The organism is Psychromonas saccharinae (assembly GCF_051201515.1).
Taxonomy (GTDB): domain Bacteria; phylum Pseudomonadota; class Gammaproteobacteria; order Enterobacterales; family Psychromonadaceae; genus Psychromonas.
In genome coordinates this window covers 670,435-697,287 of the sequence record NZ_CP195153.1, presented here as the reverse complement: position 1 = coordinate 697,287, position 26,853 = coordinate 670,435, and the positions used below count along the sequence as shown (strand labels likewise).

At 38.6% G+C, this 26,853-nt stretch carries 23 protein-coding genes and 1 riboswitch; of the genes, 9 read left to right on the top strand and 14 right to left on the bottom strand.

Annotation, left to right across the window (positions count from 1 at the left end; all coding sequences use genetic code 11):
• Positions 1-17 precede the first annotated feature (17 nt).
• Positions 18-725 carry an ABC transporter permease gene (locus tag ACR30L_RS03130; protein ID WP_435236591.1) on the bottom strand — a complete coding sequence of 236 codons (708 nt, stop codon included), beginning with the start codon at positions 723-725 and terminating at the stop codon, positions 18-20.
• Positions 726-750: 25 nt separating this feature from the next.
• Complete coding sequence (locus tag ACR30L_RS03125) at positions 751-1,047, bottom strand: thiamine-binding protein (RefSeq protein ID WP_435236590.1); 297 nt, start codon at positions 1,045-1,047, stop codon at positions 751-753.
• An 83-nt stretch (positions 1,048-1,130) separates the two neighbouring features.
• A riboswitch (TPP riboswitch) is annotated at positions 1,131-1,232 on the bottom strand.
• 278 nt (positions 1,233-1,510) lie between these two features.
• Here ACR30L_RS03125 and ACR30L_RS03120 point away from each other — a divergent pair.
• The 3 genes from ACR30L_RS03120 to ACR30L_RS03110 all read left to right on the top strand — a co-directional run bounded on the left by ACR30L_RS03120 (position 1,511) and on the right by ACR30L_RS03110 (position 6,316).
• A complete protein-coding gene (locus tag ACR30L_RS03120) occupies positions 1,511-3,373 on the top strand; it encodes a PhoX family protein (RefSeq protein WP_435236589.1) in 1,863 nt (620 codons plus the stop codon).
• A 689-nt stretch (positions 3,374-4,062) separates the two neighbouring features.
• Positions 4,063-5,307, top strand: a complete 1,245-nt coding sequence (locus ACR30L_RS03115; protein WP_435236588.1) for a DUF1566 domain-containing protein — start codon at positions 4,063-4,065, stop codon at positions 5,305-5,307.
• A 427-nt stretch (positions 5,308-5,734) separates the two neighbouring features.
• Positions 5,735-6,316, top strand: coding sequence for an outer membrane beta-barrel protein (locus ACR30L_RS03110; protein WP_435236587.1), 582 nt, complete (start codon positions 5,735-5,737; stop codon positions 6,314-6,316).
• Between the two features lie 106 nt (positions 6,317-6,422).
• Here the strand turns inward: ACR30L_RS03110 and ACR30L_RS03105 are convergent, their stop codons facing one another.
• The 6 genes from ACR30L_RS03105 to ACR30L_RS03080 all read right to left on the bottom strand — a co-directional run bounded on the left by ACR30L_RS03105 (position 6,423) and on the right by ACR30L_RS03080 (position 13,194).
• Positions 6,423-6,773, bottom strand: coding sequence for a RidA family protein (locus ACR30L_RS03105; RefSeq protein WP_435236586.1), 351 nt, complete (start codon positions 6,771-6,773; stop codon positions 6,423-6,425).
• Positions 6,774-6,920: 147 nt separating this feature from the next.
• Entirely contained in the window at positions 6,921-8,753 is a 1,833-nt protein-coding gene (glmS, locus tag ACR30L_RS03100) for a glutamine--fructose-6-phosphate transaminase (isomerizing) (protein ID WP_435236585.1), read from the bottom strand.
• Between the two features lie 22 nt (positions 8,754-8,775).
• Positions 8,776-9,546 (bottom strand): DeoR/GlpR family DNA-binding transcription regulator, encoded by a 771-nt coding sequence (locus ACR30L_RS03095; RefSeq protein WP_435236584.1) that lies wholly within the window; start codon positions 9,544-9,546, stop codon positions 8,776-8,778.
• Positions 9,547-9,640: 94 nt separating this feature from the next.
• On the bottom strand, positions 9,641-10,843 hold the full coding sequence (locus tag ACR30L_RS03090) for an EAL and HDOD domain-containing protein (protein WP_435236583.1): 1,203 nt from the start codon (positions 10,841-10,843) through the stop codon (positions 9,641-9,643).
• A gap of 321 nt (positions 10,844-11,164) precedes the next feature.
• Complete coding sequence (locus tag ACR30L_RS03085; protein ID WP_435236582.1) at positions 11,165-12,871, bottom strand: FAD-dependent oxidoreductase; 1,707 nt, start codon at positions 12,869-12,871, stop codon at positions 11,165-11,167.
• A gap of 119 nt (positions 12,872-12,990) precedes the next feature.
• Positions 12,991-13,194 (bottom strand): YgaP family membrane protein, encoded by a 204-nt coding sequence (locus ACR30L_RS03080; protein WP_435236581.1) that lies wholly within the window; start codon positions 13,192-13,194, stop codon positions 12,991-12,993.
• A gap of 140 nt (positions 13,195-13,334) precedes the next feature.
• On the opposite strand from ACR30L_RS03080, the gene ACR30L_RS03075 reads away from it, so the two are divergent.
• From ACR30L_RS03075 to ACR30L_RS03065, 3 genes are read left to right on the top strand one after another with little or no spacing between them, the layout of a single operon-like run.
• Positions 13,335-13,637 (top strand): ArsR/SmtB family transcription factor, encoded by a 303-nt coding sequence (locus ACR30L_RS03075; RefSeq protein WP_435236580.1) that lies wholly within the window; start codon positions 13,335-13,337, stop codon positions 13,635-13,637.
• A gap of 44 nt (positions 13,638-13,681) precedes the next feature.
• A complete protein-coding gene (locus ACR30L_RS03070; RefSeq protein WP_435236579.1) occupies positions 13,682-14,104 on the top strand; it encodes a YeeE/YedE family protein in 423 nt (140 codons plus the stop codon).
• Positions 14,105-14,590: a DUF6691 family protein gene (locus tag ACR30L_RS03065; RefSeq protein ID WP_435236578.1), complete on the top strand. Its 486-nt coding sequence runs from the start codon at positions 14,105-14,107 to the stop codon at positions 14,588-14,590.
• Between the two features lie 50 nt (positions 14,591-14,640).
• On the opposite strand, the gene relA is transcribed toward ACR30L_RS03065, so the two are convergent.
• Positions 14,641-16,857: a GTP diphosphokinase gene (gene relA / locus ACR30L_RS03060; RefSeq protein ID WP_435236577.1), complete on the bottom strand. Its 2,217-nt coding sequence runs from the start codon at positions 16,855-16,857 to the stop codon at positions 14,641-14,643.
• A gap of 83 nt (positions 16,858-16,940) precedes the next feature.
• Positions 16,941-18,275, bottom strand: a complete 1,335-nt coding sequence (rlmD, locus tag ACR30L_RS03055) for a 23S rRNA (uracil(1939)-C(5))-methyltransferase RlmD (RefSeq protein WP_435236576.1) — start codon at positions 18,273-18,275, stop codon at positions 16,941-16,943.
• A 268-nt stretch (positions 18,276-18,543) separates the two neighbouring features.
• Here rlmD and barA point away from each other — a divergent pair, with 268 nt between their 5' ends.
• Entirely contained in the window at positions 18,544-21,333 is a 2,790-nt protein-coding gene (gene barA, locus ACR30L_RS03050) for a two-component sensor histidine kinase BarA (protein ID WP_435236575.1), read from the top strand.
• A gap of 51 nt (positions 21,334-21,384) precedes the next feature.
• Here barA and ACR30L_RS03045 read toward each other — a convergent pair whose 3' ends face one another.
• Positions 21,385-22,491 carry a mechanosensitive ion channel family protein gene (locus ACR30L_RS03045; RefSeq protein WP_435236574.1) on the bottom strand — a complete coding sequence of 369 codons (1,107 nt, stop codon included), beginning with the start codon at positions 22,489-22,491 and terminating at the stop codon, positions 21,385-21,387.
• 356 nt (positions 22,492-22,847) lie between these two features.
• On the opposite strand from ACR30L_RS03045, the gene ACR30L_RS03040 reads away from it, so the two are divergent.
• Entirely contained in the window at positions 22,848-23,057 is a 210-nt protein-coding gene (locus ACR30L_RS03040; RefSeq protein WP_435236573.1) for a YgaP family membrane protein, read from the top strand.
• 172 nt (positions 23,058-23,229) lie between these two features.
• Here the strand turns inward: ACR30L_RS03040 and cgtA are convergent, their stop codons facing one another.
• From cgtA to rplU, 3 genes are all read right to left on the bottom strand, one after another.
• Positions 23,230-24,402, bottom strand: a complete 1,173-nt coding sequence (cgtA, locus tag ACR30L_RS03035; RefSeq protein ID WP_435236572.1) for an Obg family GTPase CgtA — start codon at positions 24,400-24,402, stop codon at positions 23,230-23,232.
• A gap of 477 nt (positions 24,403-24,879) precedes the next feature.
• Positions 24,880-25,137, bottom strand: a complete 258-nt coding sequence (rpmA, locus tag ACR30L_RS03030; protein ID WP_435236571.1) for a 50S ribosomal protein L27 — start codon at positions 25,135-25,137, stop codon at positions 24,880-24,882.
• Between the two features lie 16 nt (positions 25,138-25,153).
• The gene (gene rplU, locus ACR30L_RS03025) at positions 25,154-25,465 is read right to left on the bottom strand and encodes a 50S ribosomal protein L21 (RefSeq protein WP_435236570.1); all 312 of its coding nucleotides are present in this window, start codon (positions 25,463-25,465) and stop codon (positions 25,154-25,156) included.
• Between the two features lie 372 nt (positions 25,466-25,837).
• Here rplU and ispB point away from each other — a divergent pair, with 372 nt between their 5' ends.
• Positions 25,838-26,809, top strand: a complete 972-nt coding sequence (gene ispB, locus ACR30L_RS03020; RefSeq protein WP_435236569.1) for an octaprenyl diphosphate synthase — start codon at positions 25,838-25,840, stop codon at positions 26,807-26,809.
• Positions 26,810-26,853: the final 44 nt, after the last annotated feature.

The window sequence follows — 26,853 nt, the reverse complement described above, 5'->3', positions numbered from 1 at the left end:
CTATTTATCTTCCTTAATTATTTTGCTCTTTCCCATTTAAGGGCAGTATATTTTAATAAATCTATTAATTTCATCAGCACTAAACTTAAGATCGAAATCAGGAATATAACCGCAAACATTTCATCGAATGCATAGGATTTTTTGACTCGAATCATATAGACGCCTAACCCTTCAAACCCGCCAAGCCATTCAGAAATAACGGCAGCGACAATAGAGTAAGTAACAGAGATTTTGAGACTCGAAAAGAAATGAGTCATCGACCCCGGCAGCTTTATATATCGAAATATTTGCAGCTTTCCCGCCCCCATTGCTCGCATTAAATCAACCATATCTTTATCTGCTGATTTAAAACCATCGAGTAACCCTATTGTGATAGGAAAAAAGGTGGTTAACGCAACCAATACCATTTTAGGCGCCATGCCATACCCCATCCACAGTACTAACAGCGGTGCAATAGCAATGGTTGGAATGGTTTGAGTAAGCACAACTAATGGGTAAAAACTGCGATAGGCAAAGTTGAATTCATCCATTAAAACAGCAACGATAAAACCAACAATAATTCCTAAGCTCAATCCCCAAAAAGCTTCCACTAGGGTGACACTTGTATGTTGCATTAAAAGTGAAAAATCACGGATAAAGGCGTGGGCAACATCAAGAGGAGATGGCAGCATAAAAGCAGGCACAATATTTTCTGCACAAATAAACGCCCATATCCCAATAAGCAAAAGCAGTGTGCCAATAGGGATGCATTTATTGATGATGTTTAGTGACCTTTTTATCAATAGATAATACGTCACCTTCCGGGTGGTAAGTCACTTTGATATAAGATGCAACGCCCGGTGTGCCAGCATTAATTGCAATTTTGTGGCATTCTTTTAATACATCAAATAATTGGTCAAAATCACCTTCAATAGAGGTTTCACAGGGGCCAACGTAATAACTTAACCCAGTGCTTTTTATATAATCGATAACGTTATCAACCACGCGGATGATTTCATCTTTATCGACGGTTTCTGGTAATATTTGAATGGCAACACTTGCTTCCATCGGTTTAATCCTTTCGTAAAAATTAACAATGAAAGAATATAAAGCAAAAAAAAGCCCCACTATTAACAATAATAGTAGGGCCTGAATTCTCAGTATAATCTCCCTACGCCGGCATAACCCGGATCAGGTAATAAGGGTCAAACTCTATGAGTTCTCTCAGCCGCTAGGCCCCCCCGATTCCAAAATCAGAATAGATAACCTTGATTTTATTGTCAATAGAAAGGTCACGATAAAATCACTTCCAAAAAAGGAAGCATAAAGCTGATGACAATATCGACATGATTAAATGTTTAATAAAAATATAAATCCGTAACAAACCTGTCACATTACGGTGCTAGCCTAGCAGTCATTCTAAAACCAATTGTATTAAATATGTGATCTAAATTTTGCGCAGGAAAATAGATCAGCTAATTATTACGATTGGTATAAATACCCGACTTCTAAATATTAACTAGGTAATCCCATGACAAACTCATTAGATAAAGACACTGATTTTAGCAAGATGGTGAATGCACGTTTATCTCGACGTGGTTTTTTATTCGGTTCAGCAGCCATCGGCGCGGGGACATTTTTAGCCTTGAACCCAGTGGCAAAAGCAATTGCAGGAAGCATAAATAGCCCATTATTAAATTTCACGGCAATTCCAACTTCAACGGCTGACACAATAACCGTACCAGCAGGTTATACCACGCGTAATTTAATGTCTTGGGGTGACCCTATTTTTGCCAATGCTCCTGCGTTTAATGCCGATGGCCAACAAAACTCAACGGCACAGGCAATGCAATTTGGTGATAATACCGATGGTATGAGCTTATTTCCAATGTCCAAAGACCGAGCTCTACTGGCTGTTAATAATGAATACACTAATTATAAATTTCTTTTTCCACATCAAGGTAAATCAATGACAGCCGACGATGTAAAAAAAGCACAAGCTGCATTAGGTGTCACAATTGTCGAAATAGGTAAACAAAATGGACAATGGGTTATGGATAAAAACGGCAAACTAAATCGCCGTATCACTGCAAATACAGAAATGTTAATGACAGGGCCAGCGACAGGTCATGAGCTATTAAAGACAAAAGCTGATCCAACCGGTACAAAAATACTCGGTACCATTAATAATTGTTCAAACGGACAAACCCCATGGGGCACTTACCTAACCTGTGAAGAAAACTTCAATGGCTTCTTTGGCGCAGAAAAAGACGTAGAACTTAACAACGACTACGACCGCTATGGTATCGAAGCTAAACAAAGTAAATATCAATGGCATAACTTTGATGAACGTTTTGACTTAGCTAAAAATCCCAATGAACCAAACCGTTTTGGTTGGGTCGTTGAAATTGATCCCATGGATCCTACATCAACGCCATTAAAACGTAGTGCATTAGGTCGTTTCAAACATGAGAATGCTGCATTTGTTCTTGCCGATGATGGCCATGCTATTGTTTACTTAGGTGATGATGAGCGTGGTGAACATCTTTATAAATTTGTATCAAAAAATAAATATCAACAAGGTAATGACAGTGCAAACCGTCGTTTACTTGAAGAAGGTACACTTTATGTTGCTCAGTTTGGTATGCATGCCGACAAACTAGAAGGTAATGGCCAATGGTTAGAACTCACTTACGGTAAAAATGGCCTAACCAAGGAAAATGGCTTTAACAGCCAAGCTGAAGTGATGATTTTTGCACGTCGAGCCGCAACGCAGGTTGGCGCAACGACCATGGACAGACCGGAATGGGTAGCCATTCACCCTGACAAAAAGCACGTATTTTGTACACTCACCAATAACAAAAACCGTGGCGTAAAATCAGGACAAGATGTGGGCGGCCCCAACCCACGTGCAGAAAACCACTACGGGCAAATCCTTCGCTGGTTACCAACCAATAATGACCACACAAGCGATGCATTTAAATGGGATTTATACCTGATCGCCGGTAACCCCGTTGTTCACCCAGATAATTTATACGGTGGCAGTGACAATATTAATAAAGACAATATGTTTAATAGCCCAGATGGAATCGGCTTTGATAAAGCAGGTCGTTTATGGATTCAAACCGATGGTAACTTCTCGAACGAAGGTGACTTTGCCGGGCAAGGCAATAACCAAATGTTATGCGGCGATCCCAATACAGGGGAAGTACGCCGTTTCTTAACCGGCCCAATTGGCTGTGAAGTAACAGGGTTAACCTTCTCTGAAGACCAAAAAACCATGTTCGTCGGTATACAACATCCAACGGCGCACTTCCCAGCAGGCGGAGAGAATAAACCACGCTCGACAATTGTGATGATCACCAAGGAAGATGGTGGTGTGATAGGAAGTTAAGCACGTTCAAAACTGAAGTTCCGATTCTAATATTTATTTGGAATCAGGACATTAGTCTGATAAATAATTATTCTATGTTAATAAGTCTAGAACCTACACATTGCCCCTTTTGATGTGTCGGTTTTGGACTGTCTATGACACAAAGCATAATATTCTTTTCAAATATGAGCGACTAAAGTCGCTGCCCCAAATGCACGGGTCCAATATTTTATTCAGCATCTTATTTTAGAAGAAAGTTTGTAGTTGTAGTTTGTATAAAACTAAAAAGGTCACCGCAAAATTGATGACCTTTCATTTAATCTTTATTTAGCGAAAAATCCAACTTTTGATTTTTTTGCTATTTTTACTGCTTTTTTCTCTTTTGCAGTCAAAAGCGGTTTTTTCATACCGTTTTTCTTGCTGTCTTGGCCTTTACTCACGATGCTTTTCCTTTTTAAGATAAACAACTACTAACCCTATGACAAAGGTTACTCAGAGGTATTACTCCATCTGGTAACGGTGAGATTATGTTCTTAAGCATTAACAATAGATAGCAATATTTATCATAAAATGAAAAATAATTTACGCCCTATTTTAATCGATAGAAAAATGTTTATTCGGCAATTGGCTTCAAGCATTATTCATATTTTTTACACATCCTTTACACCTTAATTTGCTCTAATTGTCGAAATTTCAAAAAGAGATCTAAAATGATATTTAACTCAATGGTAAAGCAGGTAGGCTTTGTTCTTTTCCCTCTCATCTTGGCAGGTTGTGACTCAGAAGATTCAGACACAACTGAAACGACAACAGAGGTAAATTCCTCGTATGTTGTCGTAGATACCATGCAGAGTGATTGTTATGATGTTGATGGAGAGACGATCACCTGCGGCTCTGAATACACGGGTCAAGATGCAGAATATGAAACAACCTTAGCAGACTATACAAGTGATGATTCTACGGTGGTAACCGACAATAACACGGGGCTAATGTGGGAATACAATCAAGCGGATGACCAATATGATTACGATGAAGCCGTTGCCTATTGTGAAGCGCAAACGACCGGTGATTATGATGATTGGCGCCTTCCGTCAATAAAGGAATTGTACTCTATTGCTGATTATAATGGTGCGATGTCTACGGATGAAGATGTCGATAGCGTTCCTTATATCGATGAAGACTATTTCGGTTTCGAATATGATACGAATCAACCCTTTGCGACTCAATTTTGGTCAAGCACAGAATATTTGATAAATAGGGTTGCAGGCTCTAACGATGAAGATGATGACAATGCGGGTTACTGGGCAGCTCTAGGCTTTAATTTCGCAGATGGTCATATCAAATCCTATTCTGAAGACTCCAGTCCTAGTGGGCTATATGTTCGCTGTGTAAGGGGTGATGAATACGGTAATAACGATTTTTCTCTGAATGACGAAGGCACCATCGTTACCGACAATGCAACGGACCTTATGTGGGAACAAAGTGATGGTGGAGAAACATACAGCTGGCCCGAGGCTTTAGAGTATTGTGAAGCGTTGGAACTTGAGGGATATACCGAGTGGCGCTTGCCAGACAATAAAGAGCTTCAAAGCATTGTCAATTACGGCACAACAGAGGTTCCGGCTATCGATACCGACTACTTTGATATCACCTTTAACGAAAGCTATGATATTGATGATGTATACGGTGATGGCGGTGATTATGGATGGTTCTGGTCTAGTACAACAATTGGCGACTTTCCTATGAATGGCAGCTATTTCGCCTTCGGTCGAGCTTACTCTTATTCCAATATGGATAGCGATGATACCACTTACTATGATTACCATGGTGCGGGTGCTCAACGTAGTGATCCTAAGGATCCTGACGATATAAACGATGGAACAGGATGCTCTGATTATGCCTGTGATGAAGAACGTGGCTATAATTATGTACGTTGTGTTCATGATGTCGAATAAGGCACTTTAAGCTTAACCTTGATGTAACAGCTTGGCCTTTGTGCCCACTGTTACATCAACACAGATATTTTACTCCGTTAGATAAGATGTTCTAACTATTTTACGACTTCTTCACTTTTCTTCATTTACGGCTAAAAATACCTAAAACATATTCCATTTAATCAACACGACTCTTGATTAAAAATCGCCCCCCTAACGCTGTGTAATTTTTTCATAGTTAATTATAAAAACTTCATATAACAACAAAAAATTGTACGATTTTAGACCAAAACCAGCACTTTCAATGGGCTATCTACTGGCATGAAATTTGTAATGTTACTCATTATCTGAGGCACAATTCAGTATATATCCGTTACCATTCAAGATTCAGAAATCAGCAGCTTGATTGGTAACGGGTATAAATATTAACTAACTTATGGAGCATATAATGAAAAAGACAATATTAGCGTGTGTAGTCATTTCAACTGGTTTTTTAAGCTCAGCAGTACAAGCAGAATCCTATGATCCCGAGACCGATGCTGCAGGTATTTATGTCGGTGGTGACTATGGTTATTTGCGCGTAGATGGCGATGAAGAGTTTGATGATGATAAAGATGCATATCAGATATTCGCGGGTTATGCGGTCAATAAATATGTCGCTGTTGAAGGTAGTTATGTCGATTTTGGTACTTACGGAAATGACTTGGCAAATGCCGAAACAGATGGGTACACATTGGGATTAAAGTTAGGATTCCCCGTAACGAATAGCATCGATGTTTATGTTCGAGGCGGTCAATTATGGTATGAAACCGATTATTCTGTGCTAGGTATTGATGAGAGTGAAGATGATACCGGATTATTTGCAGGAGTAGGCGCAAGCTATCATATCGATAAAAACTGGGCAGTAAAAGTAGATTATACACTCTATGACAATGATTTAGATGTAGATAGTGCCAGCGATGATATTGATAATGCTGATTTTTCAACGGATATGAAGTATGCATCAGTCGGGGTTGTGTATAAATTTTAAAGCGTATTAGTCCAAGATTAAGAGCATAAGGCAAATCATTGTCGATTTGCCTTTCTATCGCGATATTTACAAATGTTAAATACGCTAGATTGTAAAATGTTAATCACTATTTCTCAGCCGCAACGACGGAGATCTCAACTAATAATGCCTCTCTGGCCATGCTTGCTTCAACACAGGCTCTGGCAGGGGCATAACCTTCTGGTATCCAAGCATCCCACACGGCATTCATTGGAGCAAAGTGTTCAGCCATACTTTTAACATAGATAGTAGCAGAAAGAATATGCTTACGATCGCTACTCGCCTCTAACAGTAATTCATCCACTTTATCAAGCATAGTTTGAGTTTGTTCGGTGATATTTTTTGTGGCATCGGCACACACTTGCCCGCACAGGTAAATGGTGCCGTTATGCTTTACGATACGACTCATGCGTTGCTTAGTCTGCTGTCTTTCTATCATGCTTAATCCTTTAGTTAAGTAGTCTACTAGCTTGTAGATATTGGTATCCTACCATAAAATAAAAAGGCGATGATACGTAAATATCATCGCCTTTTTTAATTTAAATAACAACAGAAAAATAAATTAACCCATTGTTTTAAATGATTTTTATTCTACAGTCACGGCTTTTGCTAAGTTACGTGGTTGGTCAACATCGGTTCCTTTAATTAGGGCGATATGGTAAGCCAGTAATTGCATTGGCACGGTGTAGTAAATTGGTGCAATAATTTCATCAACATGCGGCATAGTGATAATTTTCATGTTTTCGCTTGCTTCAAAGCCCGCTGTTTCATCGGCAAATACATACAATAAACCATCACGCGCACGTACTTCTTCGATATTAGATTTTAATTTCTCAAGTAGGTCATTGGTCGGTGCAACCACAACCACTGGCATATCGGCATCAATTAGCGCTAATGGACCATGTTTAAGCTCACCTGCGGCATAAGCTTCTGCGTGAATATATGAAATTTCTTTTACTTTCAGTGCGGCTTCCATTGCGATTGGGTAGTACTCGCCACGGCCTAGGAATAAGGTGTGGTGTTTATCAGCGAAATCAACGGCAAGTTCTTTAATGGGTTCATCAAAGGCCAACGCTTTTTCGATTTCAGCGGGTAAAGAATGTAAAGATTTAACAATTTCAGTTTCTTTTTGGCTATCGATTGTGCCTTTTTCTTTACCGATTGCGGTTACCATCATTAACATTGCGGCCAGTTGTGTAGTGAATGCTTTGGTTGATGCAACACCAATTTCAGTTCCAGCTCGGGTCATAAAGGCAAGGTCAGATTCACGCACAAGCGATGAACCCGATACGTTACAAATGGTCATTGCCGACATGTAACCTTTTTGTTTTGCTAAACGCAATGCCGCTAATGTATCCGCAGTTTCACCCGATTGAGATAAGGTAAGTAGTAAACTGTTTGGACGCACCATAAAGTCACGGTAACGGAATTCGGAGGCGATTTCGACATCACAACTTACCCCCGCAAGCGCTTCGAACCAATAACGCGCAGCCATACCAGAGTTATATGATGTACCACAGGCGATGATTTGTACGTGTTCAACTTTGCTTAAAATGTCTTTTGCGCCATTCCCCATACCTTCAACAAGCACATGTTCATTACTAATGCGCCCTTCCATGACACTGATTAATGCACTTGGTTGTTCAAAAATTTCTTTTTGCATAAAGTGACGGTATTTACCTTTATCACCAGCATCATGTTCAACAGTAGACTCAACCACTTCTCGTTCAACTGCAGCACCAGATTGATCAAAGACATGTACGTCACGGCGAGTAATTTCAGCAACATCGCCTTCTTCAAGGTACATAAAACGACGCGTTACACTTAATAATGCAAGTTGGTCAGAGGCAAGGAAGTTTTCGCCAATACCTAAACCGATAACGATTGGACTACCAGAACGTGCCACCACGATACGTTCAGGGTCACGACTATCAACAACAACTGTTCCGTAAGCACCTTCAAGTTGAAGCGCTGTTTTTTGTAGTGCTTCAACGAGAGTTGAAGATGTACGACGCTCCCATTCAACCAGGTGTGCGATCACTTCGGTATCGGTTTGCGATACGAACTCATAACCACGTTCCTGTAACAGGGTACGAAGTGCCACGTAGTTTTCAATAATACCGTTATGAACCACAGAGATAGCACCAGACACATGTGGATGCGCATTGATTTCTGAAGGTTCTCCGTGAGTTGCCCAACGTGTATGCGCAATCCCCGTACCACCTGCAACATGCTGTTGTGCAACTGCATCTGCAAGCTCTTGCACTTTACCTAAACGACGTACCCGAGTTAGATTTTTTTCGCTGTCTACAACGGCAACACCCGCTGAGTCATATCCGCGATATTCTAGGCGGCGTAAGCCTTCTACTAAAATTTCAGCAACATCTCTTTGCGCTACAGCGCCAACGATTCCACACATAGTAATACCTATATAAGTTAAATTAGTTTGAATAAGGCGCGAGAATAACCTCCACACCTTGCTCCGTTATTTGTTTCACATCACTATCCGACAGTCGGTCATCAGTGACTAATACTGAAATTTGTTTCCAGGGCAATTCTAAATTGGGAATACGTCGTCCAATTTTTTCGGAATCGACCATCACAATCACTTCACGCGCGACTTCGGCCATCACTTTACTTAAGCCGGTTAATTCATTAAAAGTCGTCGTTCCGCGTTCGAGGTCTATGCCATCTGCGCCAATAAAAAGTTGATCAAAATCGTAGGAACGTAATACTTGTTCTGCCACTTGCCCTTGAAATGATTCTGAATGCGGATCCCATGTGCCGCCGGTCATCAATAATATAGGCTCATTTTCCAATTCTCGAATCGCATTAGCTAATTGCAGTGAGTTGGTCATCACTAAAATGCCACGTTTGTCGTTTAGCTCTTCGATAATCCCCGATGTTGTACTGCCGCTATCAATAATGATTCGATTATGATCACGCAATAATTTAGCCGCAGCATGCGCAATGTTTTTTTTATTTTCGGATATTTGATCAACGGGTGTTTCGATTAATTCTTCGGGAATAGGAATTGCACCACCATGACGGCGAAGCAATAAGCCATTTTTTTCTAATTCGGTGAGATCTTTGCGAATCGTAACTTCAGAGGTTTCGAAACGAACAGACAATTGATCAACACTGACCTCTCCTTGCTTATTCAATAAGCTAAGAATGGTATTACGGCGTTGTCGACTGTTTCGCTTTTGCATTAAAGTTTCGCTTTTGTTTCGATTTATTAAAAGATAATAGCAATACGAAACAAAAACGCAAGGAATGAAAAAATTTATTTTAGTTTTGGAGGAATTATCCCATTACGCTATCAGCCCAAATAATAGATTCGGCGTAGGCATTAATAATAACGGTCTCATCGATATTAAGTTGTTCCAGTAACTCATCGGCATGTTGCCAATTCGATACTTCAACAACATTTAGTAACTTCATAATGTTTCCTAAAACGCCTTTTTGCTCTAATAAAGCTAATTTTATGTCACTATTTAAGTTTAATGGGGAGATCACCGATACCATTTCAACATCTAATAAAGCATCAATAAGCGTTAACATACCGCAGAGATACCCCAATGATTTTTGCTTTTTTAATCCCATTGATTCGAGAATCAATTCAAAGAATTTAGCCCGTTGCAATGACATATTAAACAATATACCGGGCTTGTTGGGGTTTAAAGTTTTAATCACAACATAGGTAACAAACTTACGAATACGGTCTTCGCCCAGATAAACCAGTGCTTGTTGAAGCGATTTAATAGGGGATTTTATTTGCGAGGATTCATTCACAAAATTAAGCAGTTTGAAGGATAATCCGGGATTACTCGCCACTATCTTCTCTATTTCATCGATATCTAATGTTTCCTTTGAAATAGCAGCCGATAATTGTATTTTTGCATTTAGTGACGGATCGATAGCTTTAGTATGAAGCACTTCCGGTTTGCTGAAAAAGTAACCTTGAAAATAATGAAAGCCACAGGCTTTCGCTTCATTAAATTGCGCATAATCTTCAACTTTTTCAGCTAAAAATTTAATATCATATTGAGATAAAAAAGTAAGATCTTGCGCTGCTTTAGAAAGAGGGTAATTTAAGATATCAAATTTAATAATATCGATATATTTATAAAAACGGCTCCACTCTTTACTCGGTACAAAATCGTCCAAGGCAACGGTGTATCCTTTTTTCTTCAACTCGACAACAATTTTAAAAAGCGCATCGGTCGGAGGACAATCTTCTAATATTTCAATAGTGTAAGATCGATTAGGAAAGTCAAATGGCAGTCGTTCAATCAGACTTTCATAACCAAAGTTAACGTAGCCAATTTTTCCATCAAGTATTCGCTTTTGATGAAATAGGAATTGATTCATCAAAATACTTTTAGTCGCGAAATCTGGACTTACATTAGGAAATGAATTGTCATTACCATCACGATAAAGCAATTCAAAAGCAACGGTTTTTTTATTTCTATCAACAATGGGTTGTCGAGCCACATAAGAAAACATATTTCTCCTAATTAAATAACGCATAACACTAATGTTACAGGACACTTCCCTTTAAATAAGAGACTGCCTTTATTTTATCTATTTCCACATGCATTTGATAATAACCAACTGTTTGTATGGTTATTATCAAATTACAATGCCAGATTCTTTTTTAAAATAAAACAACTATTAAAATAATTTACTTGATAGGATAGTAAAGTGTGATTAACCATGCGTAGTTTTTATTAAAAAAATAATCAATTCATGCAATTATATTTTCTTTTTTTAAAAAAAGAGAAGCTAGCGCTTCTCTTTTATTATTTATTACTCGCAGTTTAATGATTATTTTTTAGAAAATACTAACGTTCTATAACCACCGATTAAATTACGTGCTTTATAACCACGATGGGTCAATTGACGAGTAGCTACATTGCCGCGTAGACCAACAGCACAGAACACAATTATTTCTTTATCTTTCGGTAATTCTTCCATACGTGTACGAAGTTGATCCACAGGGATATTAATCGCGCCTTCTATACCACCGTTAGTTTCAATTTCATTCGGTTCACGCACATCTAAGAAAATTTCATCACCGGTTAAATCAGCTAATTCGTTAAACTGAATTGGGGCGATATCGCCATTCTCAATATTACTTGCAACAAAAGCGGCTTGGTTAATAACATCTTTAGCACTGCCATATGGTGGCGCATAGGTTAACTCTAGATGTTGTAGCTGATCCATTGTCATACCAGCACGCTGAGCCACCGCCATAATATCGATGCGTTTATCAATACCATCTTTACCTGCAGCCTGTGCACCTAAAATTTTCAATGTATCAGGGCAATACAATACTTTAAATGAAATAATTTCTGCACCAGGGTAATAACTCGCATGACTTGCTGTATGTACGTAAACTTTTTTAAACGGAATACCTTCGCGTTTTAAAGACTTTTCATTTTTCCCCGTCGCAGCAACGGCGATATCAAAAATTTTACAAATAGCAGTGCCCTGTGTGGCTTGGTATTTTTCTTCACGACCAAACATATTATCCGCAGCCATGCGTCCTTGACGGTTTGCAGGCCCTGCAAGCGGTACTAAGGTTTGCTTACCGGTTACAAAATCAGCTTCTTCAATCGCATCACCTACCGCATAAATATACGGATCACTTGTTTGTAGCCCCGTTGTAGTCCAAATGCCACCTCGCTCACCAATTTTTAATCCGGCTTCCTGTGCTAGGGTTGTTTCAGGTTTAACACCAATTGCCATTACAAGTAATTGTGTTTCGATGTTATTACCATCGCTTAATTGCAGATTTAAGTGCCCTTCAAGGTGAATATTAGGTGATTCTTCACCGATTTCTAAATTGGGTACATGTGCGTGCTTAACATACTCAACGGACTCAAGCGCCACGCCTAAACGTAAATCGATACCATGCGCTTCGATTTCTGCATGTGCAAAACCAGCCATTTCACGATCAACGGGTGCCATGACTTGATCAGCTAGCTCAAGTAACGTTGTTTTAATACCACGTTGATGTAATGCTTCCATCACTTCTAAGCCAATAAAACCACCACCAACAACCGTTGCATGTTCAGGGCGATTCATTTCAATTGTTTTAATGATCTTATCCATATCGGGAATATTACGAAGACTATGGGTGATCGGATTTTTAATACCTGGAATTGGCGGCACAATTGGACCCGCGCCGGGGCTTAATAATAAAAAGTCATAGGATTCAGTATATTCTGTGTTTTCTAATACTTTTTTCACGGTAACGGTTTTAGCAGCGCGATCAATCGAGATCACTTCGCTCATTGTCCGTACATCAACATTAAAACGCGCTAGGAAGCTTTCTGGCGTTTGTAGCAGTAAATCACTGCGCTCTTTGATATCACCAGCAATATGATAAGGTAATCCGCAGTTTGCAAATGAAACAAAACACCCACGTTCAAACATAATAATTTCAGCTGATTCATCTAAACGACGTGCTCTTGCCGCCGCCGATGCCCCACCAGCAACACCACCTATGATTACTATTTTTTTAGACATACTATTTCCCCAATATTTTGAAATATAAAAATTTAAATAAAAATTGAAAATAAAAAAATCAGCAAAAGAATAAACCTTCACTGATTTTTATTTATTGAACTGAGTACAGTTTCAATACTTTATTTACAGCAATCACCTGATTTGCAACCGAGTATTTTTAATAAAAAACTAGCGGGACAAATACCAGTAAATGCACTTTGAATTAAGTTAAAACCGATAAAGACGGTAAACCAAATGAATCCTGGGTGAACGAATTGTGTTAATAACACGGAAATTAACACCATGATTCCAGCAAATACTTTAATTCCATTTTCAATTGTCATTCTTAACCTCAACACCACGTAGCGATAGGATGAAATGTATATTAAACAAGTAAATTAGATTTGTCTAATTAATAATTATCTAATTTAGATTGCGAAAGCTAATAACTAATGTAATATTGCTAATATTCAAATGGGGATAAATGATGAACGAAAAATTAACACTAATTCATAACAATGCTGAACAGGTAAGTGAATTAATAAAATTAATGGCACATAAAGACAGAATGGTTGTGTTATGTCTTTTAGCACAGGGTGAAATGGGCGTGTCAGAATTACGAGAATTCACTCAACTTAGTCAATCTGCATTTTCGCAGCATTTGGCTGTTCTTCGAAAAAATGAACTCGTTAAGATTCGTAAAGAGTCGCAACAGGTTTTCTATTCATTAGCAGATGGCCGTGTCAGTATTATTCTAAAAGCATTACAAGAAGCCTTTTGCCCTTAAAAAGAACCTTAAATAAATATTAATTACTTTCTAGAGAATCATTCATGGAAAATTTTACGCCTTGGTCGGCCTTAGCTGGTGGTGCATTATTGGGGCTTTCGGCTGCTTTACTTATGTTATTTACTGGAAAAATAGCCGGTATCAGCGGTATTATTGGTGGTTTGTTAAATCCGCAAAAACATGAAGCAAGCTGGCGAGCGGCCTTTTTAACTGGCATGATCCTAAGCTTTTTACTCCTTGATCCCTTTGGTTTTAGCTTCCCGGACACCACTAGCGCTTCAATTATTGTTGTTTCAATTGCCGGTTTATTAGTTGGCTTTGGAACGCGTTTAGGTAATGGCTGTACAAGTGGTCACGGTATTATCGGAATGGGTCGCTTTTCAAAACGTTCTATTGTTGCAACCCTTGCATTTATGGCATCCGCTATGTTTATTGTTTTCATTCGTAATCAACTTGGAGTGCTTTAAATGTCTAAAAAAGATTTTTTAAAAATTCTTGTCAGTATGATTGCCGGTACCTTATTTGGTCTTGGAATGATTATTTCTGACATGGTAAATCCCACTAAAGTAATAGGATTTTTAGATATCACCGGCAACTGGGACCCGAGTCTTGCCTTTGTTATGGGCGGTGCACTGGCTGTATTCACGCCTATTTATCATTTGGTTATTAAAAAGCGCAATACGGCAATTAATGGCGATACGTTTAGTTGGACAAGCAATACTCAAATTGATTCTACGTTAATTTGGGGTGCCATTATCTTTGGTGCAGGTTGGGGATTAGCGGGTTTTTGTCCTGGCCCAGCGATTACCAGCCTGGGCAGCGGCACTAATATTATTCTCGCTTTTATACTCAGTATGTTAGTTGGAATGGTACATGCGAAACAATATTTGCTCGGTCGCTTTCCGCTACCATTCGTCGGTTACCGGAAAAACGTCTGCCCTATTACGAAATAATCCATGAGTTCCGAACGATAAAATACACATTCGGAACTCACTATTAACTGCTATAACCGTCTAACTTCCAAAACCTCTTTTAATTGTTGCAGCTTACCAATAATCCGATCACTTTCTTCACTATTATGAATTTCCATACTGATATCCAGTGTGGCAGATTGTTTTTTAGTATTCGTTTGGGTGTGTACTGCAAGCACATTAACTTTTTCATTGGACAATAGAGTTGTAACATCTTTTAACAGCCCATTTCGGTCTAAGGCTTCAACACGCAATGTAAGTGAATAACCAGAAGAATAAGTTTCCGCCCAGGTTGCTTCAATAATACGTTCAGGATGTGCTTCACGTAAATCAGCCAACTGTTCGCACTGTTTACGATGCACTGAAATACCACGACCTTGAGTAATGTAACCTTCAATTTCCTCTCCGGGAATGGGCTGACAACATCGTGCAATGCTATGCATTAAATTACCAACACCATCGATAATAATACTATTCCCTTCTGATTTTTTAGGAGTGAAATTATTTTTACGTTTTTCAAGTGCTTCAAGCGCAGCAATATCTTGCTCTTCTAGCGTTTGTTTATGGTAGTGGTCATCTAAAAAATGAACAATTTGATTAATACGCAGGTCACCGTTACCAATTCCAGCATAAACATCTTCCACGTTACTAACATTAAACCGCTCGATAGCCGGTGTAACATCACCCAATTTTAATTTTATTTTCACCAGTTCAGCTTCAAGTAATTCTTTACCCGCTTGCTCGTTTTTATCACGATCCTGTTTACGGAACCATGTGGCCACTTTATGTCGAGCTCGTGGGGCGTGAATATAACCTAGATTAGGATTTAACCAATCACGACTTGGGTTGGGCTCTTTTTGAGTCAATATTTCAACTTGGTCACCGGTTTTTAATTTATAAGTAAACGGCACGATATTATTGCCAATTTTGGCACCAATACAACGATGACCGATTTGACTATGCACATAATATGCAAAATCAAGTGGTGTTGAGCCCGCCGGTAAATCCATGACCTCACCTTTCGGCGTAAATACATACACACGGTCATCGAAAACTTGACTGCGTACTTCATCCACAAGATTGTCGGTGTCGGAAATATCTTCTTGCCAAGCGAGTAACTTACGCAACCAAGCAATTTTCTCTTCATACCCACCAGCTGCTTTGCCGCCAGCACTACCTTCTTTGTATTTCCAATGGGCTGCCACCCCTAACTCTGCATCGTCGTGCATTTTTTGAGTACGGATCTGTACTTCAATGGCTTTGCCTTGATCACCCAATACAATCGTGTGAATTGATTGATAACCGTTAGGTTTAGGATTAGCAACATAATCGTCGAACTCACTCGGAATATGTCGCCATTGGGTGTGAATAGCCCCTAATGCGGCATAGCAATCCTGCAGTTTTTCAACCACAACACGGACTGCTCGAACATCAAACAACTCTTCAAATTTAAGGTTCTTTTTCTGCATTTTTCGATAGATGCTATAGATATGCTTAGGACGCCCATAAGCAGTGCCTTGTATTTGCATTTCTTCTAGAGAATCTTTGACTCGAGACACAAAGTCTTGGATATAGTTTTCGCGATCAATTCGTTTTTCATCGAGTTGTTTGGCAATTTTTTTGTAGATAGTTGGTTCAAGGTATCGAAATGCGAGATCTTCTAGTTCCCATTTTAATTGTCCAATCCCTAAACGGTTGGCGAGTGGCGCATAAATATCAGAAATTTCTTGAGCAAGCAGTACCTTATGTTCTTCATCAGCCCCTTTTACTTGACGTAAACAGCAAATACGTTCCGCAAGTTTTATCACCACGGCACGGACATCTTCAACCATAGCCAATAACATATGACGTAGATTATCGACCTGAGAGGCACTAATTTTCGTGCCACCTTGATTTTGCAGCGCACGAATACCTTCCATATCCACCGCCCCTTTTACCAATTTGGCAATGCGGTTCGGCCATTCTTCATTCACTTGCTCTTGGTCAATGATATTATTATCTAATAACGGGAACACTAATGCGGCGTTTAAGGTATCCATATCCATATTTAACGTCACTAGAATCTCGACCATTTCGGTACCTAATTCAAGTAACGGTAATTGTTCTGGTGTTTTACATAAACTAATTGTTTTTTTGTAATTAGATAGCAGTGACGTTTGATCTTGGTTATTTAAGCCTAATGTTGTCACCCACTTTTTCGGATCCTTTTGTGCTGTCTGGTAAAAATGCGTATCTCTTACTGAAACCATAAAAATCTCCAAAATAAAAACGGACAACCGAGGTATTTTAAATGCGTCGCTAACTTTACTCGTTAACGATTAATCTCTTTATCCTATCTAACAAAAAGCGCCATCGACTCCATATGCATAGTCTGTGGAAACATATCAAGCAATCCGAGCTTTTCTAATTTATAACCGCCATCGAGTAATAACTGACTATCTCTTGCTAATGTTAACGGATCACAGGAAACATAGACAATATGTGAGGGTCTTAGTTTAATAATAAATGGCATACATTCAAAAGCACCAGCACGCGCAGGATCTAACAACACCTTATTAAATTCTTCCTTGGCCCAAGCTTGTTTCTCTACATCACTGGCACTTAAATCTGCTTGGTGAAAAACGGCATTATCAATTTGATTAAGAGCTGCATTATCGGTAGCCCGATCCACCATTTTTTGAATACCTTCGATACCAATAACCTTATTAACTTGTTTGGCAATAGGTAACGTGAAATTACCAAGTCCACAGAATAAGTCTAATACGACATCCCGTTTGTTCAAGGATAACCAGTTAAGCGCCTGTGCAACCATCTGTTGATTAACGTTACTGTTGACCTGTAAAAAATCAGTCGCATTAAAGTTAAGCGTACACTTCCACTCAGTTAGTTGGTAACTCAATTGTTCATTATTATTCAAACAGGTTAATTGATGATGACTATCTTGAGTATAAAACTGTACCTGATGTTCGTTGGAAAAAGCTAACAATGCATTGATATCAGCGTTGGATAAAGCCTTAAGATGACGCAGTAAAACCACAGCGCCTTGATCTGCAGAAATAAGTTCAACATGCCCTAGGTCAGCTTTACTTTCTAATCCACCCCATAATGTTTTTAAAGGCACAATTAATGTCTCTAATTGCGGCAGTAAAACCGGACAAACTGTCTGTTCAATAAGATCATTACTTAATGCGCGACGAAATCCCATTCGTAACTGCTTGGTCTTTCTATCAAATTGAAGCCCAAAGCGAGCGGTTCGTCGATAACCCCAAGGCTGATCAACAATCGCAGGTTCGAGTTGTTCGGGCGCTTGCTTTGCAAAACGCTTAAATAATGACACTAATCCATTTGCCTTCACCTCTAACTGAGACTGATGGCTCAAATGCTGTAAATGACAACCACCGCACTCACTGTAATGTGGGCAACTTGATTCAATGCGTAAATCGCTCGCTTGATTGATTTTTTTAATCGCACCTTTGCTATATCGCTTTTTACTTTCAAGAATTTGTATATCTAGTTTTTCACCCGGTAAGGCACCATCAATAAACAACGGTTTTTTCTGGAAATAAGCAATACCTCGACCTTGATGATCAAGTTTTTCAACCTGTACATTTTTTAAAATTCGGTTTTTGACACTTTTTGTCGGTGTTGCTTTAAAGAATTGAGCCATAAATATTTCACAGGTGAGACAAGCTATGCCATCATAGCCTTACTATTGCACCACAATATACCCAAACTATTTGAAGATGCAAACCTCGGCAGACAGAGGGCTCAAACATTCATCAATTTGGCATGGTGAACGCCTTAATTTTCAATAACAATAGTGACTTCAAACCTTGCTGATTTAGATTAGTTGCGGTAGTTTGTGCGTATTAAAAAAAGCATTCTTGATAGCTGAGTAATTACTCAGAATACATTCACTTTTAGAAAGATTATCTATGTTATCTCTAACAAAATACGGACTTCGTGTTCAGGTTATTGCTTATACTATTTTACCGACAATTTTGATTGGTGGGTTACTGGCAAGCTATTTCTCATTTCACCGCTATCAACAGGCGAATGATTACCTTATCACACGCGCAATTAATATTAGCGAACCCCTCGCCATTGCAAGTGAATATGGAATTCTCGATGAAACTCGCACAATTTTAAGACGACTCACTAGCGCAACACATCGTAAAAATAGCCAGATGATCAAAAGTATTGCCATTTTTGATGTCAATAACAAACTTTTTGTCACCAGTAATTATCATCGTAACTTTAATGCATTACGGCTTAAGGAAGGTGAAAAAATCCCTGAAATCACACAACTTAGCTATAGCCAAAACAGTATTATTGTCCGCACCCCAATTATCGATGAAACAAACTTTTTAGAATATCAATTGACCTTTGAACAACCGCGTAAAATTATTGGTTACGTCGCCCTTGAAATAAGCCGCGATGAAATAGAGTTATTATTGTACCGAGATGCTGTGTTGTCATTTTTTGTTGTTCTATTAGGGATTTTAGGCAGCTTATATTTAGCGTTTAAACAAGCAAAGCTAATTACTGCACCAATTTCACAAATGGCATCGGTCGTTGAAAAAATCAGTTTAGGCCGTCTTAACTCTCGTGTTGAAGGGGATTACTCTGGCGAGATTGGTCTACTGCAGGAAGGTATCAACGAAATGGCCGTGGCTATTTCACAACACCATGAAGAAATGCAAAATAGTATCGATCAAGCAACCAGTGAGTTACGTGAAACCCTTGATCAAATGGAAATGCAAAATATTGAACTTGATATAACACGTAAAGAAGCACAACAAGCTGCGCAGGTGAAATCGGAATTCCTGGCCAATATGAGCCATGAATTACGTACCCCATTAAATGGTGTAATAGGTTTTGCCCGTCAATTGCTCAAAACACAACTTACCAATACACAAATTGATTACCTACAAACCATTGAACGTTCTGCAGGTAATCTGCTTAATATTATCAATGACATTCTCGACTTTTCAAAACTAGAAGCCGATAAATTTACCCTTGAACACCTCCCCTTTGAGCTATGTGACTGTATTAATGAAACACTAAATTTACTTGCCCCGAGCGTCCATGAGAAAAATCTTGAGTTAAGTATGATGATCGATAGCAATGTGCCTTCAGAGGTCATTGGCGATGCAATGCGCTTACAACAAATACTTATGAACCTTATTGGTAATGCGATTAAGTTTACCCGTAAAGGACATATTGAAATTCAAATTCAACGTATTGATGCGGCCTTGGATGACGATAATAAAGTCACTCTCAAAATGATGATTTCTGATACTGGTATTGGGATTTCGGAACAACAACAGGCGCAATTATTCGAAGCATTTGCTCAGGCTGATACTAGTATCACCCGTCGTTACGGCGGAACAGGGCTCGGCCTCGTTATCACCCAGAAACTCGTGAAACAAATGCACGGTACCATTGATTTAGTCTCTGCACCGAATCAAGGTTCGACATTCTGGTTTACCGTTGAGATGGAAACAAAATCTCACAGCACGGGTTGTTCAGCACCGTTGAAAATGCCAGAACAATCAATCTTGGTCTATGAAAAAAATGAATATGCAGGCCGCGCTTGTACTCAACTTCTCAAGAAATGGGAGTTTGATCTTTCCTATGCACAAACCCAACAACAATGGGACGGACTATTACAGACTCAATATGACAGTATTGTTATTGGCTACAGTAATTGCGAAAACCTAGAGCCTCTACTCAAGAAAATTAAACAGGCGCGACAATACACGAACAATATTATTTTATTACTTAACTCGAGTGATCCCAGTATTTTTGAAACACTTATTTCTGCGGGTGCAAACCACTGTTTAAGCAAACCAGTCAATCATAAAAACCTAGCAAACACGCTAATCTCCAATAAACCGATTGCAGCCGAATTACCACTGTTACTGCCCCATGTTAGAAAAGATATTAATGTAATGGCGGTTGATGATAATCCGGCTAATTTAAAATTAATTTCAGCGATGTTAAGTAACCGCGTAAACCATGTCACGACTTGTAATGATGGACAGCAAGCCGTGAATCAAGCACAAATACAACCTTTCGATCTGATCTTTATGGATATCCAAATGCCAGTGCTTGATGGTATCAGTGCCTGTATGGAAATCAAAAACAACTCAAAAAACAAAAATACGCCTATTATTGCGGTAACCGCCCATGTATTACCAAGTGAAAAAGTACTCTTTTTAGAGCAAGGTATGGATGATTGTTTAGCAAAACCCATCGACGAAGTTGCGCTGCAATTAATTATCGATAAATGGACAAAAGATAAGCCGATAATAGAGAGTAAAAATGAAAGTCAGGAAGTCTCAAGCACGCCATCAATAGCAGCTAATACGGCATCTGAAAACGCTTCTTTCAATAGCCAACTCGCCCTACAACAGGCAGCCGGTAAAGAAGATCTCGCGAAAGAGATGTTAAGAATGCTAACCAATGAATTTCCAGACTTGATTGAACAAGTGAATAAAGCCATTACTGCTGATATTGATAATGTTCATTTCGCACAGGTCATCCATAAATTCCATGGAGGTTGTGTTTACTGTGGGGTTCCTAAACTTTGTAAAGTCACGGGTATTATCGAAAAAGAATTAAAACAAGGGATAAGCCCTGAACTGTTAGAGCCAGAGTTATTAGAATTATTAGATGAAATCGAAAATGTACAACGGGAAACACAGGAATATTTGAAATAATTCAAGTATAAAAACAGGCCATAGAAAAATTCTCATAGCCTGTTTAATACATTACTCACTCGGGTTTGTATTTGGTATCTGTGATTCAATCGAAGAACTAATATGCAATTGTCGTGTTGGGAAAGCAAATTCAGCCTCATGCTTGGTCACAATTTCAGCCACTTTTAATAGCACATTTTGCTTGATTTTATGGAACAAGATCCAATCCGTTGTTTTAGTAAATGTATAGATAAAGAAATCTAACGAACTATTATTAAACAAATTGAAATTCACAATAATAGTTTGTCGTTGATCGATATCGGGATGATGTTCCAGCATATCCCTCACATCATGAATAATCGCATCTATCTTATTAATATCACAATAACGTAAACCAAAATTCTCTTTAATTCGACGGTTACTCATACGCGACGGATTTTCTACCACGATTTGAGTAAACAAACTATTTGGTACATATAATGGACGTTTATCAAAGGTACGAATACGGGTAAGTCGCCAGCCAATTTCCTCAACAGTACCTTCAATTGATTTATCCGGACTGCGTATCCAATCACCGACTTTAAAAGGTTTGTCCATATAAACCATCAAAGCACCAAACAGATTTGAAAGTAAATCCTTGGCTGCCATACCAACAATAAGCCCCCCCATACCACCAAAGGCAAGCACACCAGAAACGCTAACACCTAATGTTTGAATAACCGATAAAGAAATAATAATAAGTAATGAGAGTTTTGCTAATTTAGACACTGCCATAACAGTTGTCGTGTCTTTATCGTCAAGTGCAATAAAAGTTTCTTCTGCTTTATAAATAAGGCGCCAAAATACCCAACCAACTAATAATAAAATAGAAATTTTCTGAACGAGTGGAAGGTAATTTGAAATTAAAAGCTCTTCACTTTCAGCAACAACGCGCAGCGCCATTGAGCCACCCATTAAGATAATTAACCAATTCACTGGTTTCACTACAGCAAACCAAACAATATCATCCCAATGATTTTCTGTCCGACTAATCAATTTCTCCGTTTTTCGACTAAACACACGCCACACTAGTTGTAATAATAAAGTGATCCCTAAAACCACAGCGAAATTCACAACCCAATTTCCAATATTCAATGAAACGAGCAAGCCCTGTAAGTAATGTTCTACTTTACTAATCATTTATGTTCCTTTTTCATAAGCAAAATTTTAGCAACTTCTTTAATACGATGTATGAATTTCCACTTACCTCTCCTCCGGAAAACCTGTACACGTCAACCACCAACTAATAAATAGTAACAAAATCAATTTATAACCCCAAACCATTTACCATGAATTTTGTCATAATTTCTGAAGATAGCATCTCCTTATGTTGTGGTTATTAATTCAGTATATAAAGCTGTATTTAAACATTGAAATTATGAAACACAGATCATATTTTTAATTAATATTTGATGTTTTTAATAATTTTTCCTGAAAAACGAAACAGTCAGATCTATAGTGTATTTGATAGTAACACAGACAAATAGGAGTCTATGATGAAACAAAATGTAGGTGGTCTTGATCGTACTTTACGTATTATTGTCGGCGTAGTACTTGTTGTTATCGGCGCAGTGTTTTTGAGCTGGTGGGGAATTGTAGGGTTAGTAATACTATTTACAGGCCTGCTAAGTTGGTGTCCACTTTATTTACCTTTTGGCATATCAACGCGCCATACCCATACGGAGCATCAACTTCATCATCACTAATTAACAAGATAAAGAAACAGAACAGACAATTATCAACAGCTTGGTTTATTATATTAAATTGATATAACTATCAGATTAATAATATAGCAAAACTAGCCAATAAAAAGAGGGAGATATTTAATAATAAGCTCCCTCTTCAATTGAACAATTAGATTCAATAAAACAGTATGAATTATTCTTTTACGTAAACAACATTCGGGTGATCGTCCCACTCGTCATCATCGTCTTCGTCATCTAAATCATCATAATTTTCATTAACGTCATCCATTGCTGATTCATGGTAATCATCCCATTGGAATTCGACCTGCTCACGTTGCTCTTCAGCAGTAAACTCAGGCGGTAAATCTTCAAGGTAGTCAACTACATTTTGACAAACTTCCTGCGTACCCGTTTTAGAAATAGCAGCAATTTTATAAACGGGGCCATCCCATTCTAGCGCATCAATAACACGTGCCATCACTTCTTCAGCTTCTTCTTCAAGTAACAAGTCAGTTTTATTAAAAATCAACCAACGCTGCTTAGAAGCAAGTTTAGGACTATGCTTTCTTAGTTCATCAATAATTACAACGGCATTTTCAGCCGGATCCGAACCATCTGCAGGTAAAAGATCAACCATATGCAGCAAGACACGACAACGTTCTAAATGACGCAGGAATCGAGTACCTAAACCTGCACCATCGGAAGCCCCTTCGATAAGCCCTGGAATATCAGCAATAACGAAACTGCGACCTGCCCCCATGCTGACCACTCCTAAGTTAGGAATTAAAGTCGTAAATGGATAGTCGGCAACTTTAGGCCGTGCGGCAGAAACACTACGAATAAAGGTTGATTTACCCGCATTAGGTAACCCTAGCATGCCAACATCGGCCAATAATAATAACTCTAATAATAGGTTACGTACTTCGCCTGGTGTGCCATCTGTTTTTTGGCGAGGAGCTCGGTTCGTACTGGTTTTAAAACGCGCATTACCTAGCCCATGAAACCCACCTTTAGCCACCATCAACTTTTGACCATCTTTGGTTAGATCACCTAGGATCTCACCGGTATCATCATCACGACAACGTGTACCAACAGGGACTTTTATGATTTTATCTGCACCACGAGAACCGGTACAATCACGTGTTTGACCGTTTTCACCACGTTCAGCATTGTAGAAACGCACAAAACGGAAATCAATTAAGGTATTAAGGTTTTCGTCAGCCTGTAAATAAACATCACCACCGTCACCACCGTCGCCACCATTAGGACCACCGCGAGGGATATATTTTTCTGTACGGAAGCCAATAACGCCGTTGCCACCATCACCAGCATCAACCTTTATTTTTGCTTCATCAACAAACTTCATTACAACCTCCAAGAAAAAACATGCCCACCTCGACGAGGTAAACTTAACAACAACACCATTAGAATCAGACAGTTAAAGCTATCTACCTTCTAAAATCCCCCAGAATTTCAACGCGTTTGTTTTTTAGTTGAAATACGGGGTAAGTTTAATGCGTATTTTACGCTACTTAAACCATTTGTGCTTTTATTCTGATACTTATTTCTATTGACCATCATTTGTTATTTTCCCAACAAGCAATACCAATCGTAATAATTAGCTGATCTATTTTGCTGGTTAAAATAGTTTATTTCTTTGTTGAAAGTTTCGTTAAGGGAACAACCATTTACATCAACTTTCGCCTCAAACTAAACCATTTTTCCAGCGCAAAATTTAGATCACATATTTAATACAATTGGTATAATGACAAATAGAGATCAGTAGATAAAAAAAAAGCCCCGCATCAGCGAGGCTTTTTCGAATTCTTTAATCGAAACTGATTTATTCAGCTACGATACTAATGAATTTACGGTTTTGTTTACCTTTCTGTTCGAATTTAACTACACCAGTAGCTTTAGCGAAAAGAGTATGGTCTTTACCGATACCAACATTAGAACCAGCGTGGAATTTAGTACCACGTTGGCGAACAAGGATATTACCAGCTAGAACTGATTCGCCACCAAAACGTTTAACACCTAGGCGTTTACTTTCTGAATCGCGACCGTTATTAGTACTACCACCAGCTTTTTTATGTGCCATTTTTAATAACTCCTAATTAAGCGTTAATTGCAGTAATTTTAACTTCAGTAAACCACTGACGGTGGCCAGCTTGCTTACGTGAATGTTTACGACGGCGGAACTTAACAATTGTTACTTTCTTACCACGACCGTGTGTAACTACTTCAGCAGTTACTTTACTTCCTTCAACGTATGGAACACCAACTTTAACGTCTTCAGCGTCTGCTACTAAAAGAACTTTATCAAATTCAATAGTTGCACCAGCTTCAGCATCAAGTTTTTCCAAACGAAGAGTTTGTTCAACAGCAACACGGTGTTGCTTGCCACCACTTTGGATAACAGCGTACATGTTTCTTACTCCGTTCAGGCGTCTCGTGCTATTTTTGTATAAAATTTTGCACAGAGAGCACACTAATTAATCATATTGGTGGCGGATTCTACGGCAAATAGATTGTCTTGGCAATAATATTTAGTAAAAACTTGGCAAATTTATTGCTGAAGAAAATGAGCTCATAAGTGATGCAAAAACAAGCAAGATCATCAACAGCTTAGCAATATTTTCCAAAATAGTGTAAATATCATCAACAATCGGAAATTAGTTGTACAAATTTGTTGTAACAACGTTAATATATATACTCAAGTCACTGAATTTTTCTTTCAGTATTGAACCCATATATAGCAACTCAAACTTTCAGTGCTAGACCACGGAACTTTATAAGCCATGAATATAAAAGAAATTCAGCAACTTTCAATTTCTGAAATGCAACTTGTTAATGAATTGATCTCCACCAAGCTCACCTCTGATGTCGCTCTAATTAAACAACTTGGCTTTTATATCATTAATGGTGGTGGCAAACGCATTCGCCCATTAATAACAGTTTTGGCTGCAAAGGCACTGAATGTTCATGACCCTAAAATAACTAAGCTCGCAACAATTATTGAATTCATTCACACCGCAACATTATTACACGATGATGTTGTTGATGAGTCAGATATGCGCAGAGGCCAACAAACGGCAAATGCATTATTTGGCAATGCGGCCAGTGTATTAGTTGGTGACTTTTTGCACACACGATCTTTTCAAATGATGGGAGAGTTGCAAAATTTAAGGTTAATAGAAGTATTATCTTCGGCGACGAATATCATTGCCGAAGGTGAAGTCTTACAATTAATGAATTGTAATGACCCTGATACAACTGAAAAGAGTTACATGAATGTCATTTACTCGAAAACAGCCAAGCTATTTGAAGCTGCGACCCAGCTTGTTGCTATATTAGGTGAACAATCAGAAGAAATTGAAAATGCGCTATTAAATTATGGCAAATATTTAGGGACGGCATTCCAACTTACCGATGACGTAATGGATTACGATAGTAAATCAAGCGAAATGGGAAAAAATACAGGTGATGACCTTGCTGAAGGAAAGCCAACGTTACCTTTACTTTATGCAATGCAGCATGGCTCAGAAAGACAAATAGCGCTTATTAGAAATGCAATCATTAAAGGTGATGGAATGCGTCACTTCGATGAGATAATGCTTGCCCTGCATGAAACTAAGGCCTTAAAGTATACAAAACAACGTGCAGCAGCAGAAGCAGACAAAGCCATTAATGCATTAGATATTATTCATGAAAGTAAATACAAAGAAGCACTGATAAGCCTTGCTCATCTTGCTGCTGATCGCAAGTCTTAACACATTTTTCTGACTAAATTATTCCTATTATGCCCTAGCTCAAT

Excerpts from the sequence above, each read along its gene's own strand:
- ACR30L_RS03125 (WP_435236590.1), bottom strand. The coding sequence starts at position 1,047 with ATGGAAGCAAGTGTTGCCATTCAAATATTACCAGAAACCGTCGATAAA.
- ACR30L_RS03120 (WP_435236589.1), top strand. The coding sequence starts at position 1,511 with ATGACAAACTCATTAGATAAAGACACTGATTTTAGCAAGATGGTGAAT.
- ACR30L_RS03115 (WP_435236588.1), top strand. The coding sequence starts at position 4,063 with ATGATATTTAACTCAATGGTAAAGCAGGTAGGCTTTGTTCTTTTCCCT.
- ACR30L_RS03110 (WP_435236587.1), top strand. The coding sequence starts at position 5,735 with ATGAAAAAGACAATATTAGCGTGTGTAGTCATTTCAACTGGTTTTTTA.
- ACR30L_RS03105 (WP_435236586.1), bottom strand. The coding sequence starts at position 6,773 with ATGATAGAAAGACAGCAGACTAAGCAACGCATGAGTCGTATCGTAAAG.
- glmS (WP_435236585.1), bottom strand. The coding sequence starts at position 8,753 with ATGTGTGGAATCGTTGGCGCTGTAGCGCAAAGAGATGTTGCTGAAATT.
- ACR30L_RS03095 (WP_435236584.1), bottom strand. The coding sequence starts at position 9,546 with ATGCAAAAGCGAAACAGTCGACAACGCCGTAATACCATTCTTAGCTTA.
- ACR30L_RS03090 (WP_435236583.1), bottom strand. The coding sequence starts at position 10,843 with ATGTTTTCTTATGTGGCTCGACAACCCATTGTTGATAGAAATAAAAAA.
- ACR30L_RS03085 (WP_435236582.1), bottom strand. The coding sequence starts at position 12,871 with ATGTCTAAAAAAATAGTAATCATAGGTGGTGTTGCTGGTGGGGCATCG.
- ACR30L_RS03080 (WP_435236581.1), bottom strand. The coding sequence starts at position 13,194 with ATGACAATTGAAAATGGAATTAAAGTATTTGCTGGAATCATGGTGTTA.
- ACR30L_RS03075 (WP_435236580.1), top strand. The coding sequence starts at position 13,335 with ATGATGAACGAAAAATTAACACTAATTCATAACAATGCTGAACAGGTA.
- ACR30L_RS03070 (WP_435236579.1), top strand. The coding sequence starts at position 13,682 with ATGGAAAATTTTACGCCTTGGTCGGCCTTAGCTGGTGGTGCATTATTG.
- ACR30L_RS03065 (WP_435236578.1), top strand. The coding sequence starts at position 14,105 with ATGTCTAAAAAAGATTTTTTAAAAATTCTTGTCAGTATGATTGCCGGT.
- relA (WP_435236577.1), bottom strand. The coding sequence starts at position 16,857 with ATGGTTTCAGTAAGAGATACGCATTTTTACCAGACAGCACAAAAGGAT.
- rlmD (WP_435236576.1), bottom strand. The coding sequence starts at position 18,275 with ATGGCTCAATTCTTTAAAGCAACACCGACAAAAAGTGTCAAAAACCGA.
- barA (WP_435236575.1), top strand. The coding sequence starts at position 18,544 with ATGTTATCTCTAACAAAATACGGACTTCGTGTTCAGGTTATTGCTTAT.
- ACR30L_RS03045 (WP_435236574.1), bottom strand. The coding sequence starts at position 22,491 with ATGATTAGTAAAGTAGAACATTACTTACAGGGCTTGCTCGTTTCATTG.
- ACR30L_RS03040 (WP_435236573.1), top strand. The coding sequence starts at position 22,848 with ATGAAACAAAATGTAGGTGGTCTTGATCGTACTTTACGTATTATTGTC.
- cgtA (WP_435236572.1), bottom strand. The coding sequence starts at position 24,402 with ATGAAGTTTGTTGATGAAGCAAAAATAAAGGTTGATGCTGGTGATGGT.
- rpmA (WP_435236571.1), bottom strand. The coding sequence starts at position 25,137 with ATGGCACATAAAAAAGCTGGTGGTAGTACTAATAACGGTCGCGATTCA.
- rplU (WP_435236570.1), bottom strand. The coding sequence starts at position 25,465 with ATGTACGCTGTTATCCAAAGTGGTGGCAAGCAACACCGTGTTGCTGTT.
- ispB (WP_435236569.1), top strand. The coding sequence starts at position 25,838 with ATGAATATAAAAGAAATTCAGCAACTTTCAATTTCTGAAATGCAACTT.